This is a genomic window from Aquimarina sp. Aq107 (assembly GCF_943733665.1).
Classification (GTDB): domain Bacteria; phylum Bacteroidota; class Bacteroidia; order Flavobacteriales; family Flavobacteriaceae; genus Aquimarina.
Map to the genome: position 1 here is coordinate 2811505 of NZ_OX030782.1, position 17120 is coordinate 2828624.

At 33.2% G+C, this 17120-nt stretch carries 10 protein-coding genes; 4 read left to right on the forward strand and 6 right to left on the reverse strand.

Translation table 11 applies throughout. The features are described 5' to 3' along the window. Positions 1-12: 12 nt before the first annotated feature. Positions 13-4512, reverse strand: coding sequence for a glutamate synthase large subunit (gene gltB, locus NMK29_RS12035; RefSeq protein ID WP_108805641.1), 4500 nt, complete (start codon positions 4510-4512; stop codon positions 13-15). Positions 4513-4948: 436 nt separating this feature from the next. Between gltB and NMK29_RS12040 the strand changes: the two genes are divergently transcribed. Both NMK29_RS12040 and NMK29_RS12045 read left to right on the forward strand, forming a co-directional pair. Continuing rightward, positions 4949-5287 carry a P-II family nitrogen regulator gene (locus NMK29_RS12040; protein ID WP_108805642.1) on the forward strand — a complete coding sequence of 113 codons (339 nt, stop codon included), beginning with the start codon at positions 4949-4951 and terminating at the stop codon, positions 5285-5287. Positions 5288-5348: 61 nt separating this feature from the next. Further along, a complete protein-coding gene (locus NMK29_RS12045) occupies positions 5349-6602 on the forward strand; it encodes an ammonium transporter (protein ID WP_108805643.1) in 1254 nt (417 codons plus the stop codon). A gap of 63 nt (positions 6603-6665) precedes the next feature. Here the strand turns inward: NMK29_RS12045 and NMK29_RS12050 are convergent, their stop codons facing one another. From NMK29_RS12050 to NMK29_RS12070, 5 genes are all read right to left on the reverse strand, one after another. Next, on the reverse strand, positions 6666-7004 hold the full coding sequence (locus tag NMK29_RS12050; protein WP_108805644.1) for a DUF4870 domain-containing protein: 339 nt from the start codon (positions 7002-7004) through the stop codon (positions 6666-6668). A 172-nt stretch (positions 7005-7176) separates the two neighbouring features. Then, entirely contained in the window at positions 7177-8358 is a 1182-nt protein-coding gene (locus NMK29_RS12055; protein WP_108805645.1) for a TlpA disulfide reductase family protein, read from the reverse strand. Between the two features lie 47 nt (positions 8359-8405). Continuing rightward, positions 8406-9953: a M56 family metallopeptidase gene (locus NMK29_RS12060; protein WP_108805646.1), complete on the reverse strand. Its 1548-nt coding sequence runs from the start codon at positions 9951-9953 to the stop codon at positions 8406-8408. A gap of 92 nt (positions 9954-10045) precedes the next feature. Next, positions 10046-10423 (reverse strand): BlaI/MecI/CopY family transcriptional regulator, encoded by a 378-nt coding sequence (locus NMK29_RS12065; protein WP_108805647.1) that lies wholly within the window; start codon positions 10421-10423, stop codon positions 10046-10048. A 174-nt stretch (positions 10424-10597) separates the two neighbouring features. Continuing rightward, positions 10598-13024, reverse strand: a complete 2427-nt coding sequence (locus tag NMK29_RS12070; protein WP_108805648.1) for a T9SS type A sorting domain-containing protein — start codon at positions 13022-13024, stop codon at positions 10598-10600. Positions 13025-13301: 277 nt separating this feature from the next. Here NMK29_RS12070 and mnmE point away from each other — a divergent pair, with 277 nt between their 5' ends. Beyond that, entirely contained in the window at positions 13302-14693 is a 1392-nt protein-coding gene (gene mnmE, locus NMK29_RS12075) for a tRNA uridine-5-carboxymethylaminomethyl(34) synthesis GTPase MnmE (RefSeq protein WP_108805649.1), read from the forward strand. A 138-nt stretch (positions 14694-14831) separates the two neighbouring features. Continuing rightward, on the forward strand, positions 14832-17096 hold the full coding sequence (locus NMK29_RS12080; RefSeq protein ID WP_108805650.1) for an acyl-CoA dehydrogenase: 2265 nt from the start codon (positions 14832-14834) through the stop codon (positions 17094-17096). The last annotated feature ends 24 nt before the right edge of the window (positions 17097-17120 follow it).

Sequence of the window (17120 nt, forward strand, 5' to 3'; positions counted from 1 at the left end):
GTCTATTATCGTTTATGCTTGTGCTAATTTTTCTTCTTCTAATCTTTTTAAAGCCTGCTTGTATTCCTCTGGAAAGATCTTAATGAATTTTGGTAATTCGCTCTCCCAATTCTCGAGAATTCTCTGTGCTAAAGGGCTTAGTGTTGCATTATAGTGTGATTCAATTAAGTTTTTAAGTTCTATCACATCTTCTGGTATTTCTACAGGATCCAAGTTTAGCGCTTCTTTATTACAATGCGCTTCGAATGTCTTTTTATCATCATATATATATGCAATACCTCCAGACATCCCTGCTCCAAAGTTTCTTCCTACTTCACCAAGGATAACGGCAACTCCACCAGTCATATATTCACATCCATGATCTCCAATACCTTCTACAACAGCTCTGGCTCCTGAGTTACGAACACAAAAACGTTCTCCAGCCTTACCATTGATAAATACTTCTCCATCTGTTGCTCCATATAATGTAACATTTCCTGTAATTACATTGTTTTCTGGAACAAGTGTTGCTTCATCCGGAACTTTAATAATTAACTTAGCTCCAGAAAGTCCTTTCCCTAAGTAGTCATTTGTGTTTCCATTTACGATCATTGTTAATCCCTTGGTTGCAAAAGCTCCAAAACTTTGTCCAGCTGCACCTGTGAAATTTAATTTTAGGGTACTTTCAGGTAACCCTTGAGCCCCATAAATTTTAGAAATTTCATTACTCAGAATAGCACCTACTGCTCTATCGGTATTTGTAATGTCAAAGTCTAAAGTGGTCTTTTCTTTTCTAAACAACGCTTGATGCGCCTGTTCTATAATTTCAAAATCTATAGATTTTCCTAATCCATGATCTTGTATTTCGGAATTGTATATACCTACTCCTTCTGAAGCTTCTACCTGATGTAATATTGGTGAAAGATCAACTCCTGCAGTTTTATAATGTTCGATAGCTTGCTTACGATCTAATTTATGTACCTGTCCTACCATTTCATTAATCGTACGGAAACCAAGTTGAGCCATAATTTCTCTTAGCTCTTGAGCTACGAAATACATGTAATTTACTACGTGTTCTGGTTTTCCTTTAAACTTCTTACGCAATTCAGGGTTTTGAGTTGCTATACCTACAGGACAAGTGTTTAAGTGACAAACACGCATCATAATACATCCAGAAGCTACTAAAGGAGCTGTGGCAAATCCAAATTCTTCTGCCCCTAACAGACAAGCTACTGCTACATCTCTTCCTGTTTTTAATTGTCCATCACACTCTAATACAATACGACTACGTAGATTATTCCCTACTAAAGTCTGTTGTGCTTCAGCTATTCCTAATTCCCAAGGCAATCCAGCATGTTTTAATGATGTTAATGGTGATGCTCCTGTTCCTCCATCAAATCCAGATATTAATACTACGTCTGCCTTTGCCTTTGCTACTCCTGCTGCAACAGTTCCTACTCCTACTTCTGAAACTAATTTTACATTAATTCTAGCATCTCTATTAGCTGATTTTAAGTCATAAATTAACTGGGATAAATCTTCAATAGAATATATATCGTGATGTGGTGGTGGTGAAATTAATCCAACATATGGAGTAGAATTACGAGTCTTAGCAATCTCAGGATTCACTTTTGGACCTGGTAATTGACCTCCTTCTCCTGGTTTAGCTCCTTGAGCCATTTTTATCTGTATCTCTGCAGCATTTGTTAAATAATTCGAAGAAACACCAAATCTACCTGAAGCGACTTGCTTGATAGCGCTATTTTTCCAATCCCCATTTACATCTTTATAAAAACGTAGTGGATTCTCTCCTCCTTCTCCCGAATTACTTTTTCCGCCAATACGATTCATAGCGACCGCTAGGTTTTCATGTGCTTCTTGACTTATTGACCCATAGGACATCGCTCCTGTTTTAAAGCGTTTTACAATTTCTGTCCAAGGCTCTACCTCATCTAGTGGAATTGGATCATAGTTAGAGAATTCTAATAATCCGCGAATGGTCATTAAACTTTTAGACTGCTCATTAATTAAACTTGCATATTCTTTATAAGTTTTAGGATCATTATCTCTTACTGATTTCTGAAGTTTAGCTACAGAAAGCGGATTAAACTGGTGTTTTTCACCATTTCGTCTCCATCTATATTGTCCACCTATTTCTAAATCTAAATCTGCATCTACTTCTCTTTCTATATATGCTCTTTTATGACGCTTAGCAATTTCCTTTTCGATTTCGTACAATCCAATTCCTTGAATTCTAGTAGCAGTATTCGGAAAATACTTATCTACTACTTTAGTATTAATCCCAATACATTCGAAAAGTTGAGAACTACGGTAAGAATTTAAGGTAGAGATACCAATTTTATTCATCACCTTCAATACGCCTTTACCTACAGCCTTATTGTAATTATTAACCGCTTCTTCTGCAGCTAACTCTGTAATATTATTGTCTTCAATTTGTTCCTTGATAATTTCATTTACCATATAAGGATTTATAGCACTGGCCCCATATCCAAATAATAAAGCAAAGTGATGTACCTCTCTTGGTTCTGCAGATTCTATTATGATACTTACTTGAGAACGTTTCCCTAATTTCTGTAGACCACTATTTACAAAAGAACAAGCTAATAATGCCGGAATCGGTGCTCGATGCTTACTTATATTTCTATCAGAAAGTATTATAATATTACTTCCATCATCAATTGCCTCAGATACCTTTTGTAAAGTAGCTTCTAAAGCATCTTCTAACCCATTAAGTCCTCTATTAATATTATATAACATAGAAACAGAGGTTGCTTTAAAGCCTTTATCTGAATATGTTTTGATCTTATCTAAATCTTCTTTAGAAATTACTGGATTCTGAATCTTTAGCTTATTACAATGCTTTTCATCAATATCAAAAATATTGTGATCTGCTCCTAGTGTCAAACTAATATCTGTAATCAGTTCTTCTCGAATTCCATCTAAAGGAGGGTTGGTTACTTGTGCAAATAACTGTTTAAAGTAATTGTAAATTAATTGCGACCTCTGAGAAAGTACAGCAATTGGCGTATCTGATCCCATAGAACCAATTGGTTCCTTTGCTAATTGACTCATCGGAACGATAATCGTATCAATATCTTCCTGAGTGTATCCGAATACTTCTTTACGTTTATCAATAGTTTCTTCACCTAAAAATAAAGGACAATCATTGTAAGCAATATCTTTTAGGTGCACTAAATTATTATCTAACCATTCTCTATATGGATGTTTTGATGCAATCTCTTCCTTTATTTCCTCATCATTAACAATTCTACCTTCGTCCATATTTACCAAGAACATCTTACCAGGTTCCAATCTACCATGAAACTCTAAATTGCTTGGTTCTATATCTACTACACCTGTTTCAGAAGACATAATTACATATCCATCTTTAGTAACAGTATAACGAGAAGGTCTTAATCCATTTCTATCCAATACTGCTCCAATATAATTACCATCAGTAAACGGAATAGAAGCTGGACCATCCCATGGTTCCATAGCACATGAATTATATTCATAAAATGCTCTTTTAGCTTTAGACATTTCTGAGTTCTTTTCCCAAGCTTCTGGCACCATCATCATCATAACTTCTGGAAGTGATCGTCCAGTCATTAATAATAATTCTACAACCATATCCATAGATGCAGAATCCGATTTTCCCTTAAGAACTACTGGCAGTATATTTTTAATATCGTCTCCAAACCAATCACTGGCTAATAATTCCTCTCGGGAACGCATTCTGGTAACATTTCCTCTTAAAGTATTAATCTCACCATTATGACACATATATCGGAATGGTTGTGATAAATCCCAAGTAGGAAATGTATTTGTAGAAAAACGTTGGTGTACCAAGGCTAACCTAGTTACCACTTTTGGATCCATAAGATCTGTATAGTACAATTTAATATCTTCTGGCATTAATAAACCTTTAAATATTAAAGTCTTTGTAGATAAGCTTGGTAAATAAAAGAACTTATTCTCTGACAGTTTAGAACTGTATATTTCATGTTCTGTAACCTTACGAGCAGTAAATAACTTTAAATTAAAGTCAAAATAGCTCTGCTCCTTATCACTTTTGCCAATAAAAATTTGTTTAATCGAAGGTTCTGTAGTTGCTGCTATTTCTCCTAAATGTACTGTATCAACAGGTACGTCTCTCCATCCCAAAAGAACAAGACCTTGATCGGTGATATTTTTTTCAAAAGTATCAATACAGTATTGTCTTTGATTTTCTTTTTTAGGTAAGAACACATTACTTACAGCATATTCTCCAGACTCAGGTAAATTAAATGAACAATTTTCTATAAAGAAATCATGTGGTATATCTATCAGTATTCCCGCTCCATCTCCTGTTTTTCCATCAGAGCTTACAGCTCCACGATGTTCTAATTTTTCAAGAATTTCTAATGCCTTATGAATAATATCATTAGACTTTTTCCCTTCCAAGCTACAAATAAATCCGGCACCACATGCGTCGTGTTCGAATTCTGGCAGATACATTCCTTGTTTCTTCATATTATTTCCGATCTAAAGTGTTTCAAGTTGTTGAAATTAACAAAACCTTAAGGAAGGAGAAAGAAAAACCGATTATCGAACATCACTTTTTGGAGCTCGATAAAAAAAGTACTATTTAACTAATAGAATCCTAAAATAAAGACTTCAAATTACGAATTTAATAACGTAGTTTTTGGCAAAAAACACCAAATAACATAGGGGTTTACAGCAATTTAGGGTCAATAAACACCAATGAAAACGTTTTCGTAAAAAAACAGAAATCTCCTACTGAGAAATTCTCAGTTATTTCTACAAAAAATACATACCCCTAATTTTTTAGGGGGTAAATATTTCAAAATGATAAAAATACCATGATTACCCTTTAAAATTTTGAGGCTAAAAAGTAATTCACATATTTTTGACACAGATTTAACATTAATTTTAACTTTTAATCTTTATGAAGAAAATAGAAGCAATCATCAGAAGATCAAAATACCGCGTTGTAAAAGAAGCTTTACACGAAAAGGGTATTACATTCTTTTCTTATTGGGATGTTACTGGTGTGGGTAATGAAAAAAAAGGACACGTGTATCGTGGAATATCATATAGTACAACAGACATCCAAAGACGCTTTTTATCCATCGTGGTAAACGACGAGTTTGAAGAAGCAGCTGTATCTGCAATTCTTGAGGCTGGTAAAACTGGAGAAGTCGGAGATGGAAAAGTATTTGTATCCGATATAAAAGAAGCATATAGAATTCGTACTTCCGAAAAAGGAGGCTCTACACTATCCTAACCACCACACACACAAATTACCAACTGAAAACAAAAAATAACTTTTAATAGTCAATTATATAATGGAAATGTTAACTATAAACAACGTATGGATGATGGTGTGTACAGCACTAGTCTTTTTCATGCACTTGGGTTTTTCTTTTTTAGAAATTGGATTAACTCGTCAAAAAAACACAATCAATATTCTTTTCAAAAACGTATTCATCATCTGTGTAGGTTTATTACTATACTGCCTAGTAGGATTTAATTTGATGTATCCTGGATTTGAAAAAGATGCTGCCGGATTTATTGGATTTGCAGGATTCGGTTTGAGTTCTCCTGTTGTAGAAGGAGCTTTAGACTTAACATATAATGAAGGATACACATATTGGACTGATTTCTTATTCCAAGGAATGTTTGCAGCTACAGCAGCTACAATAGTTTCTGGAGCTGTTGCGGAACGTATTAAGCTAGGAGCTTTTATGATTTTTACTATCATATATGTAGGAGTTGTATATCCAATTGTAGGTTCTTGGCAATGGGGAGGTGGTTTCTTATCATCATTCCAGATTGGCGAAGCTGAAGGTTTTTATGACTTTGCTGGTTCTACCTTAGTTCATTCTGTAGGAGGATGGGCTGCTTTGGTAGCTGTATGGTTATTAGGATCTAGAATTGGAAAATTTGGTTCTGACGGTAAGCCAAACGCTATACCAGGTCACAACATTCCGTTAGCTGCTGCCGGTGTTTTAATTCTATGGTTAGGATGGTTTGGATTTAACGGTGGTTCTGTACTTTCTGCTGATGCCGCTGGAACATCTCTTACTCTAGTAACGACATCTCTTGCTGCCGCTGCTGGTGGAGTTGTTGCTTTTTTAGTTTCAACGTTATTATACAAAAACTACGATTTAACAATGTTCTTAAACGGTATTCTTGGTGGATTAGTAGGAATTACTGCTGGTGCTGATCAAATGACCCCAACAGATGCTGTATTAATTGGAGCTATTGCTGGTGCTATCATAGTATTTGGTGTAGCATTGATTGACAAATTAAAGCTAGATGATCCTGTAGGAGCTATTACTGTTCACTTAATCTGTGGTATTTGGGGAACCTTAGCCGTTGGAATTTTTGGGGCAAAAGCTGGTTTTGATCAATTCTTAGTACAAGGAGTTGGAGTATTAGCTGCTGGTGGGTTTTGCGTACTAACTTCTTTCATCATCATATTTGCTTTAAAGAAAACTATTGGAATTAGAGTTTCTGAGAAAGAAGAAATAGATGGTCTTGATGGTCACGAACACGGAATGGATGCTTATCCAGATTTTAGAATTAATCAACACTAAAATTTAAATTCTCAACTTATATATAAAGAGGGACGATTATAAATCGTCCCTCTTATTTATTTATTATTTTATAATTTCCATCGACAAAGGATACGATGGTTCCTCTCCATTACTAGCTTTAATTGCATTTATTATTGGAAATACCAAACATAGAATACCAATAACGATTAATCCTAAAACTCCTAATCCAAATAATAATATTAGTGGTATACAAACAATCGCATAAATAAACATACTTATCTGAAAATTCATAATTGATTTTCCATGATTATCCATTGCTAACACCTGTTCTCTTTGCGTTAACCAAAGTATCAATGGTACTATAAATCCACCGAATCCGGTTACAAGGTCTAATAATTGCGATAAATGGGTAATAACGAGTAATGATCTGTCTTGTCTCATGATTTCTTTTATTTTTGGTTGATGATTGTTTTATAAAATTGCTAATTAAATTAGCAACTTATACATATATGACGAAATATTGAGCAAAACGTTACAGTTATACCCATACATAAAAGAAAAAGATTCGAATTACATTAAATCCGAATCTTAAAACTTATTTTAATTAGATAGGTTAAATCCCTAATGCAGCCTCTATATTTTTTATCAGCGTTTCTTTTTCTAACCCCATACGTATATATAAAATTTCTTTTTGCTCATTTAACAAAACAAAAGTTGGAGCTGCAGAAGTGCCATATAATGAAGCTGTACCTTTCCCTAAATACAAAGTAGGTATTTCTATCTTTTGTTTTTCTACATACTCCTTTAACCCTTTATCATTTGATCTAGTAAATTCTATTCCATAAACATCTAATCCTTTTTGTTTGTACTTTTTTTGTATTTCATTTACATGAGGCACAGCTTCTACACATCCACCACAATTAGGAAACCAAAATTCTAATAATGTAAGTTTATTATTTATTTTGGATAAAGAAATCGTATCACCTTCTAGACTGGGTAGAGTAAAATCAGGTGCTTTTTTTCCAATGCTACCTTCCATATTCATTCTTTCTCGTTTATAGAATTCTCTCTCACTCATTGTTAAATATCCTTCAGGAAACCTTTCATAACTCCAAATTAATGTATCCCTATTAGCATCAACATTAAAATCACTTAATTTTGATATGATTACCTGATCAGCTAAAGAATTACTTGTACGAATATATATAGGTAGTTTATTACTTTTAGAAATTGCAATTTCATAATTATAAACATAACCTTTCAATTCATCTTTTACATTAACCAATTTACCATTTGAAATGTACCTATCTGAGATGGTAAAATTAAACGAGTGACATGCTAAATTATTAATAACCATATCTTTTCTTTTTTCTAGGATAATTGTAGGGTCACTAGTTAATATTGGTAAAACCTTTTTTAATTCCAACAGAGAACGTAAGCCAAAAATTGAACTATTCACTTGATAATCCTTAGGATCATTTTCATACAAAACTCTTTCTTCTTTAACAGAACTATAAAACACTTTTTCTCCGTCAAAAACCTGTTCATCTCCATCTTCGGTTACAAAATGATATCTAGCTCCTAGCAAAGTATCTTTGCTAGTAAAATCATAATAGCAACTCCCTTTAAAAACATTATTTCTATCATCTTTTTTAGGAAGAAATGTTACTTGTGCATTATACGATATAGTTTCTAATGTATTTAATTTTGTTATAGTTTGGTCCAGAATAGTTTTATCTGATTTATTACAACTAAAAAATAAGGTTACTAATACTCCTAAAAACAGCTTTTTCATAATTTGATTGAATTAAATTGTGTGAATTATTTTTGATCGAATCTGTCTTATTTTATTCGATATTTAACGAGTTCATAAAAATTTTCTCCTGAAATTTTTCTTAAATAAATAAAATACTTGTCTGCATATTTTTTGTTAAGAACGGAATCGTTTAAATATAATAAGTCTCCATTTTTAACTTGAAAAACAACTTGCGATGTATCATAATTAGTTTCTAATAAATTATCCTTCTGAAGTTCTAAAATCATTTCTTTTACAAACGCAATATCATCTGATTTCAATAGAGATTCTCCAAAAGCTTTTGGATACTCTCTTCTTAGTTCTTTCTGTTTCTCTTTCGGCAAACGTTCATCACCTATATAGATATCTCCTAACACGGCAAAATCAATATACCTTACAATTTCATCTGGAGTGAACATACAATAATTACTTAATTCATTAAGGAAATGCAACCAATCCGAATTGTCCTTTTTCTTCCGCATCTTACCTATTACCTGCTTTTTTTTCTTATCAAAATGTATCACTTCTATGTACGAACCTTTATCAATTCTTTCTATACTGAAGTTATTCTCTAACTCATTATTTTTAAGAATCCCATCTTCATAATACGCATACTCTTCTTCGCAATATAAATGCAAGTGACGGGATGGATCGGACTGAAGAATAAGCGTATCTGTATTAACATATACTCTCGGATATACGGCAATATCATTTCCTAAGATTTTTTTGGATAAATTACTTTTAGTAGAAATACTAAATCCAAATCCTATAAAAAGAAAACCAATAAAAAGAAGTCCAAGAATACTATTTTTATAAGAATTATTCTTCTTACTGTCTGTCTTAAACCAAGTAAGGTTTTTAACTCTATTGTACACATTTTGATTACCAAAACTTAGAGACAAATCGTAATGTAATTTATAAGAACGCTGTAATGCTTTAGCATAAGACAATGTAGAATACCCCTCTTTAATTACATTAAAATCACAAGATACTTCTCTTTCGTTTTTTATTATTTTAGAAATATGAATTATGAAAGGGTTAAAAAAGAAAATAGTCTCGACACAAATTTGTACTAAGTTTATCAAAAAATCATTTCTTTTTATATGTATTAATTCGTGAAAAAGGATCAATTCTAACTCTTCTTCAGAAAAAGTAGTTACGGCTTGTATCGGAAAATAGATTATTGGACGCCAATACCCAATAGTAAACGGATGACTGCCATTCTTGATAAATTTAATAAGAACGTCTTTTTTGATTTCTAATTTCTCAATAAGGCTTTTCTTTAGCTCTAACAAGCCGTAATCGACAACTCCTGATTCTTTAACACTGTATACAGCTTTAGTTTGAAAGAAAAGCTTAAGAATACTTATACTCAAACCAAAAAACCAAAACAAACAAATTAAATACTTATTTGTAACAATAAATAATTCAAGTTTATCTACTACATTGAAACCTATCGATTTTTGCTCTATTATAGAAGTTAGTTGAAGTATTTTTGGTTTCAACCATAGATCATACATCGAGTCATAACCAAATGATATAATAACTAAAACTAAAAAATAATAGCAAGGACACATAATATCTATAATTTGCATATTTCGGTTGTATCAACTGTAGAGAAATCTGGAGAAGTAACCAAAATACTCCGCCAATCCAGATTGAGTCAAACAAAAGATTTAATAAATTACTATAAAGAATCTCCAGCATCCTTTTCTATTTTTTTAATCATTTCTTTGATCGCTTCTAACTCCTCTTTAGAAGGTTTTGCATTACCTAAGAAACTTTGAGCAAAACTAAGTTTAGATCCTCCAAAAAGACCACTGATCATTTTTTTAATACCTGATTCTTGTGCTTTTTCTTGATCAACTAAGGGAACATAAATATGTTTTTTACCTTCTTTCCGTCTTTCTAAAAAACCTTTATCAAACATGATCTGCATCAGTTTTAAAGTAGTTGTATATCCACTACTACTATTTAATTTCTCATGCACCTCTTGCACCGAAGCTTCCTTACAATTCCATAGAATAGTCAGAATATCAAACTCTTTATCTGTATATTGTTTCATACTACGAATTATTTCGTAACAAATCTACGAAATAATTCGTAGAAAGCAAATAAAATTTGTTTTGCTTCTTTTAAGTGACTTAAAATCATTAAAGAACACTTACAAAAAAAGCACCCTAAAACTTAGGGTGCTTCTCTATTATAATAGTAACTAAATTTAATTCTATATCATTTATTAATTGATTATTAGTTTTTGTGTTTTAGATTCCCCATCGCTCTCTATTCGAATTAAATAAATACCTAATCCTAATGATAAATTCTTAGCAGAAATCGTGTTTGCTCCTGGTTGAAGTTCTATCTCAGCTTGTTTTTGACCTAGAATAGAAAATACTGTCGCATTTGCTTTTTTAACAAACGGATTAAGATATATCGAAAAATTATTCGTCGTTGGGTTCGGTGCAATTCTTACGTCATTAAATATACCTTCTGGTTCATCTCCTAAAATCGCTTCAGTAGATTCTAAATCAGCGATTATACTTTCTGCAGTAGCTGATTGTCCACAAGAACCTTCATAAATTTTAACATCAGAAAAAGTAGAATTATTTCCACTACCTGCATCATTATCATTTATAAATACCAATCTATCCATGTCTCCTGTATAAAAATTACCTACAGGAATAATATATGTTTTGGTTCCGCCTGCATAATCATCAAAATTAGTAACTCCATAATTCTGTGAACCATGAACTTTAAAGTATCTACTAGAAGTTAAAGAATTATCATCTTCAAAACCAACTCCGTGGATTTCTCCTTGACTACTACTACTAAAAGTAAACTCGATAACCGTATTGGCAGTTACATTATAGTTAAAAGGAATGTATTTCCAAGTATTATTAGTCATTGATATAGAAGCTCCTCCATTACCTATAGAAAAGTTCCCAGCAGCATCTTGATTAGAAAAACCTGTAATCGCAAAATCATTAAAATTCAATGAATCACAAGTTGGTGGTGGCGGTGTATTCCCATTAGTTATACTTAAATCATCAATTGTAATATCTCCTTGCCAGCTTGTACCAGTTACTACATTTAATCGTAATTGCACACTAGAATTACCTGCATATGCAGAAAGATCTACACTTGCAGTATTCCAATCCGCTCCTTGATCTCCAGATCTAGTAAATACACTACTCCAATTTCCAGAATTATTAGTTCTAGCTTCTATGTTTAATGTTCCTACCGCGTTTCCTGTCATATGATATTGAAAACTTAATGTTGGTGAAGAAACACCATTAAAATTTAAACAAGGTGCGTTTAAGATTGCTTGCTTATTTGGATATCCAGTTCCATTTCCAGATGCTTCTACATAAATGTAAGAGCTTCCATCAACTGCTCCACTTGGTCCTGTTCCATTAGAAGGAGTCCCTCCTGAATTTACAGTCCAATTAATATCATCACTAGATGATTGTGACCAAGCTCCAATTGATCCTTCAAAACTTTCGTTATAAGGAAAAGATGATACATCCCCTGAACACTCATCTGACGGCGGTGGTGGTGGCGTACCTAATCCCATAGCATCCCAGAAAGCAGGTATAGTAGCTCTTTCTCCTGAGTTAGATCCTCCAGATCCAGAACATCCTCCGTAGGCATGAACTCCAACAGCATTTCCTGTTGCAGTATCTATTATTGGACTACCAGAGTTTCCTCCTGTAGTATCTGTTCTATATCTAACAAAGGTATTTGTCGAAGAACTTAATGGTCCAGTATGAATTTGTTGTGTTTGATTATCAATTCCGGTATCTGTTCCAAAACCAGTTATTGTGATATTTGCTCCAGGTGCATCTTGCACTACATTGTATGATGCTCCTTGTGCCTGAATTGGTGTTTGGCCTGTTTGAGAATTCGCGAACCCTTCAAAAACTGCCCAGTCATTTGCCTGACTTGGACTACTTGGATAAGGTGACACAAAATTTCCTATTGGATATTGATCCTCTGGTCCAGGATGAACTATTGTTCTATCCGGGTTTGATTTTGGCACATTAAATTCGATTACCTGAGCACTGCTACCTACACAGTGACCTGCAGTAACTAACCTACCATTAGTAATTATCCAACCTGTACATCCAACAGGAACCATTCTTCCAATAGCGTCGTCTGCAGAATCTACCCTATCATCGCTAGATCCACATTGTGATTTTACAGTAGGATCAAGTTCCCCAACACTTAATTCCGAAATATTAATTCCAACTGATGAATCATTTGCCGCTACAGATAAAGTAATTGTAACAGCATCTCCATTAAAATAAGCACTAGAGTTATTCCAGTCCTTTATAGTTTTAGATGTTAAGGTCTGAGTCGCCCCATCTAATTTTGAAGTAATCGTAATCGTACTATGATTACCTAAATTTACATCTTTAAAAAAAAGACGTAACCAAGTAGCTCCTGTTTCCGAAACTTCTTCCGTAATTACTTGCGAGTTATTCTTACCTACAACTCCATCTGATTTTAAGGTTAAATTATAAGGAGTTTCATGTCTCGCTAAACTCTGTGTCTGAGCATAATTGACAAAAGGAGTTAGCATAAATACTGCGCAGACGGCAGCAATAATTTTGTGTTTTAATAGTAGTTTCCTAGTATTAAATGAGTTTGTGCTGTGAAAATTCATAAAAATAAAAGTTTTAGTATATAGAAATTAAATTTAGTTACTAAATCAATTCTGTCTAAGATTAGTTACTTCCTAAACATATATTCCATATAAATGTATTTTAGAAATCACTAAATTACATCTACTTTATTTCCTTTTATTTTTTTATTCAAAATCTATTAAATCTTGACCCCAGCACTAAAAGTAAGGAAGAAAATTTTGTTTACAAAAAAGTTTGAAGTCTAAAATGAAACGTAAGATTATATTATGTCTATTTTTGTACTTTCATAAGTAAAATATGATTTCACAAGATACCATAGTTGCTTTAGCTACTCCTGCGGGAGCTGGTGCTATAGCAGTAATTAGAGTTTCAGGAAAAGATGCTGTTACGATTTGCGCACCGATATTTCGTTCCATTAAAGGAAAAGATCTAAATAAACAAAAAAGTCATACGATACATCTAGGTCATATTATTGATAATGAGCGTGTATTAGATGAAGTATTACTCTCTTTGTTTAAAGGAACGACTTCTTATACAGGAGAACCTACTGTAGAAATATCCTGTCATGGATCGAGCTACATCCAACAAGAAATTATTCAGTTATTACTTCGTAAAGGATGTAGAACCGCTAACGCCGGAGAATTTACATTAAGAGCATTTATTAATGGTAAATTAGATTTATCACAAGCAGAAGCAGTGGCAGATCTTATCGCTTCTGATTCTGAAGCTTCTCATCAGATTGCTATGCAACAAATGCGTGGTGGCTTTAGTAATGAAATTCAAAAACTTCGGGATGAGCTCCTTAATTTTGCATCATTAATAGAACTAGAACTTGATTTTGCTGAAGAAGATGTAGAATTTGCGAATAGATCACAGTTTCAAGATTTAATCTCAAGAATTACAAAAGTTCTAAAACGATTGATTGATTCTTTTGCTGTTGGAAATGTAATTAAAAATGGTATTCCGGTTGCGATTGTAGGAGAACCTAATGTTGGTAAATCTACGCTATTGAATGCTTTATTGAATGAAGAGCGGGCTATTGTTTCGGATATTGCTGGGACAACACGTGATACCATTGAGGATGAAATTAACATAGGAGGTATTGGATTTAGATTTATAGATACTGCTGGTATTAGGGATACCAAAGATGTAGTAGAAAGTATAGGAATCAAAAAGACTTTCGAAAAGATTGAGCAAGCTCAGGTAGTTATTTATTTGATTGACAGTTCGGCATTAACCGTTGATAGTTTAAAGTTATTAAAAACTGAAATCGGTAAGATAAAAAACAAATATCCGCAGAAACCATTAATTGTTGTAGCTAACAAAGTGGATAAACTTAATGAATCCGAGATTTCATCATTAACTTCAGAGATTGAAAATATACACCTGTTGTCCGCCAAACAAAATATTGGGGTTGAAGAATTACAAAGTAAACTCTTAGATTTTGTAAATACAGGAGCCTTACGTAATGACGAAACTATTGTGACCAATTCCCGACATTATGATGCTTTATTAAAAGCTTTAGAAGAAATACAAAAAGTGCAATATGGTATAGACAATGGATTATCTGGTGACTTAATGGCGATTGATATTCGTCAGGCATTATATCATTTTGGTGAAATTACCGGTGAGATTACTTCGGATGATTTATTGGGGAACATCTTTGCTAACTTCTGTATCGGGAAGTAGTTTAGATAATACTTCGCAACTCTCTTTTATTAAGTTAGTCATTATAAATTAACACCCTAAAAAAACAAAATATTTAAGGCAAATAACCTCTTCGCTCTATCCGTTATTATTCTGAAATAATTATTGTATTTTCATTCTATGAATGCAACAAGCTATACTCAAGGTATTTTACAATATATTCCTTTCTTTTATGTAATCTGGTCAGACGATTTATTATCCTACTCGGAAATTTCTGTTGTAAAGACAGCAATCCAAGGAGATGAAACATTAGGCAAGGAAGACAGAGGTGTTCTTACAAGTTGGTTAAACCCTAATGACCCTCCTAAGGATCAAGAGTTAAAAAACTGGAAAAAAACAATAACAAATTCTTCCATTAAACTAGTAGAAAGTGAAGTGCATCCACTGGCAACATTCAGCCAAAATTTAGTTTGTTATTATCAGACAGCATGTCCTTTTAATACCCATTTAAAAGATATAGAAATAAACCTTGGTATTCAGCCTAACCACTACAGGCATTTATTTGATTTAGAAGTAGTCCAAGAAACATCGGCTGAACATTATGAAGCTTCTGCTATTGACCAGATTCTTAAAGGTGAGCACTCCGATGTGGTTGATGCTTTTAGAGAAGTTCTTAAAGATCCAATTTTTGATTGGGATATCAGGAGAACCAAAGAAGAATTTAGAGAACACGTATTACAACAAGTAAAATTCTTAGCCAAAGAAGGATATGGAGCTATGGCGTATCCAGAAACCTATGGCGGCACCGAAGATATGCCTGGATATGCAGCTATTTTTGAAAATCTAATGTATGTAGATGGAAGTTTAGCGATAAAGTTTGGGGTTCAGTTTGGTCTTTTTGGAGGAAGTATCCAAAAATTAGGTACAAAAAAACATCATGACCAATACTTAGCAGATACTGGTGAAACAAAATTATTAGGATGTTTCGCTATGACCGAAACGGGACATGGTTCTAATGTAAGAGGCATTAAAACTACTGCAACATATCATAAAGAAACAGATAGTATCATCATACATACACCTGGAAAAAATGATAATAAAGAATACATCGGTAATGCATTAGATTCTAAGATGGCATCAGTTTTTGCCCAATTAATTGTTAATGGTAAGAACGAAGGAGTACATGCTATTCTGGTTCCGATAAGAAATGAACAACACGAATTAATGCCTGGAGTCACTATTGAGGATAATGGTTATAAATTAGGACTTAACGGAGTAGACAACGGAAAGATATGGTTTCATCAAGTGCACGTTCCCAGAGAGAACTTATTAAACAAATATGGAGATATTGATGCAAATGGCTTATATCATTCTGATATCAAAAATCCAAACAAACGTTTCTTTACGATGTTAGGCACATTAGTTGGAGGTAGAATATGTGTAGCTCGCGCTGGACTAGGCGGAGCTAAAAAAGCCCTAGCAATCGCTCTTAGGCATGCTTTAAAAAGAAGGCAATTTAATGATAGTATAAAAATCCAAGAGGATCTCCTTATGGATTACCCCACACATCAATTACGCCTCACACCGGCTGTAGCAACTTGTTATGTATATGATATTACATTAACGCATATGATGAAAATCTACAGTGACAAATCAGTAATAGATAAACGAAAAATTGAAACTCAGGTAGCTGGACTTAAATCCATAATTACCTGGTTTGCAAATGATACGATACAAGAATGTAGAGAAGCTTGTGGTGGAAAGGGATATTTAATAGAGAATCAAATTGCTGACCTAAAAGGCGATGTAGATATCTTTACCACTTTTGAAGGAGATAACCATGTATTACTATTATTAGCGGCAAAGGGTATATTATCTGAATTTAAATCAGAGTTTAATAGTGCTGGTTTTACGGCTGTGCTAAAACTATTGGGAGCTAGACTTAATGATAAATTAAGTACCATAAATCCTGCTTACACTAACAACGTAGACATAGATCATCTGTATAATCCTAAATTCCATAAACATGCATTTGATTATCGCACCAGAAGACTTACCTATACTTTGGCAATGCGAATTCGTGATTATGTAAAAAAAGGAATTCCATCATATCAAGCTTTTCTAAAAGTTCAAACACATTTATTAGCCTTAGGAAAAGCATATAGTACTGAATTAGCATATAGCACCTTTACAAGTTTTGTAGATACCATAGATGATAAAAAGTACCAACAATTGTTTCAAAAAATAGGAACCTTATACGCATTACACGAATTAAGAAAAGATGCATCCTGGTATTTAGAACAAGGATATATTGGTAGTGCAAAATCAAAAGCAATTCGAAACCGTGTAGAGCGGCTTTCTACAGAATTAAGACCGCATATAAAAACATTAGTTGATGGATACGGAATTCCAGAGCATTGTATGAGTGCTCCAATAGCAATCTAAAAATAAAAAACCAGTAAATAAACA

Coding starts and splice junctions, on each gene's coding strand:
- NMK29_RS12065 (WP_108805647.1), bottom strand. CDS start 10,423: ATGAAACAATATACAGATAAAGAGTTTGATATTCTGACTATTCTATGG.
- NMK29_RS12060 (WP_108805646.1), bottom strand. CDS start 9,953: ATGCAAATTATAGATATTATGTGTCCTTGCTATTATTTTTTAGTTTTA.
- NMK29_RS12070 (WP_108805648.1), bottom strand. CDS start 13,024: ATGAATTTTCACAGCACAAACTCATTTAATACTAGGAAACTACTATTA.
- NMK29_RS12045 (WP_108805643.1), top strand. CDS start 5,349: ATGGAAATGTTAACTATAAACAACGTATGGATGATGGTGTGTACAGCA.
- NMK29_RS12040 (WP_108805642.1), top strand. CDS start 4,949: ATGAAGAAAATAGAAGCAATCATCAGAAGATCAAAATACCGCGTTGTA.
- mnmE (WP_108805649.1), top strand. CDS start 13,302: ATGATTTCACAAGATACCATAGTTGCTTTAGCTACTCCTGCGGGAGCT.
- NMK29_RS12050 (WP_108805644.1), bottom strand. CDS start 7,004: ATGAGACAAGACAGATCATTACTCGTTATTACCCATTTATCGCAATTA.
- NMK29_RS12080 (WP_108805650.1), top strand. CDS start 14,832: ATGAATGCAACAAGCTATACTCAAGGTATTTTACAATATATTCCTTTC.
- gltB (WP_108805641.1), bottom strand. CDS start 4,512: ATGAAGAAACAAGGAATGTATCTGCCAGAATTCGAACACGACGCATGT.
- NMK29_RS12055 (WP_108805645.1), bottom strand. CDS start 8,358: ATGAAAAAGCTGTTTTTAGGAGTATTAGTAACCTTATTTTTTAGTTGT.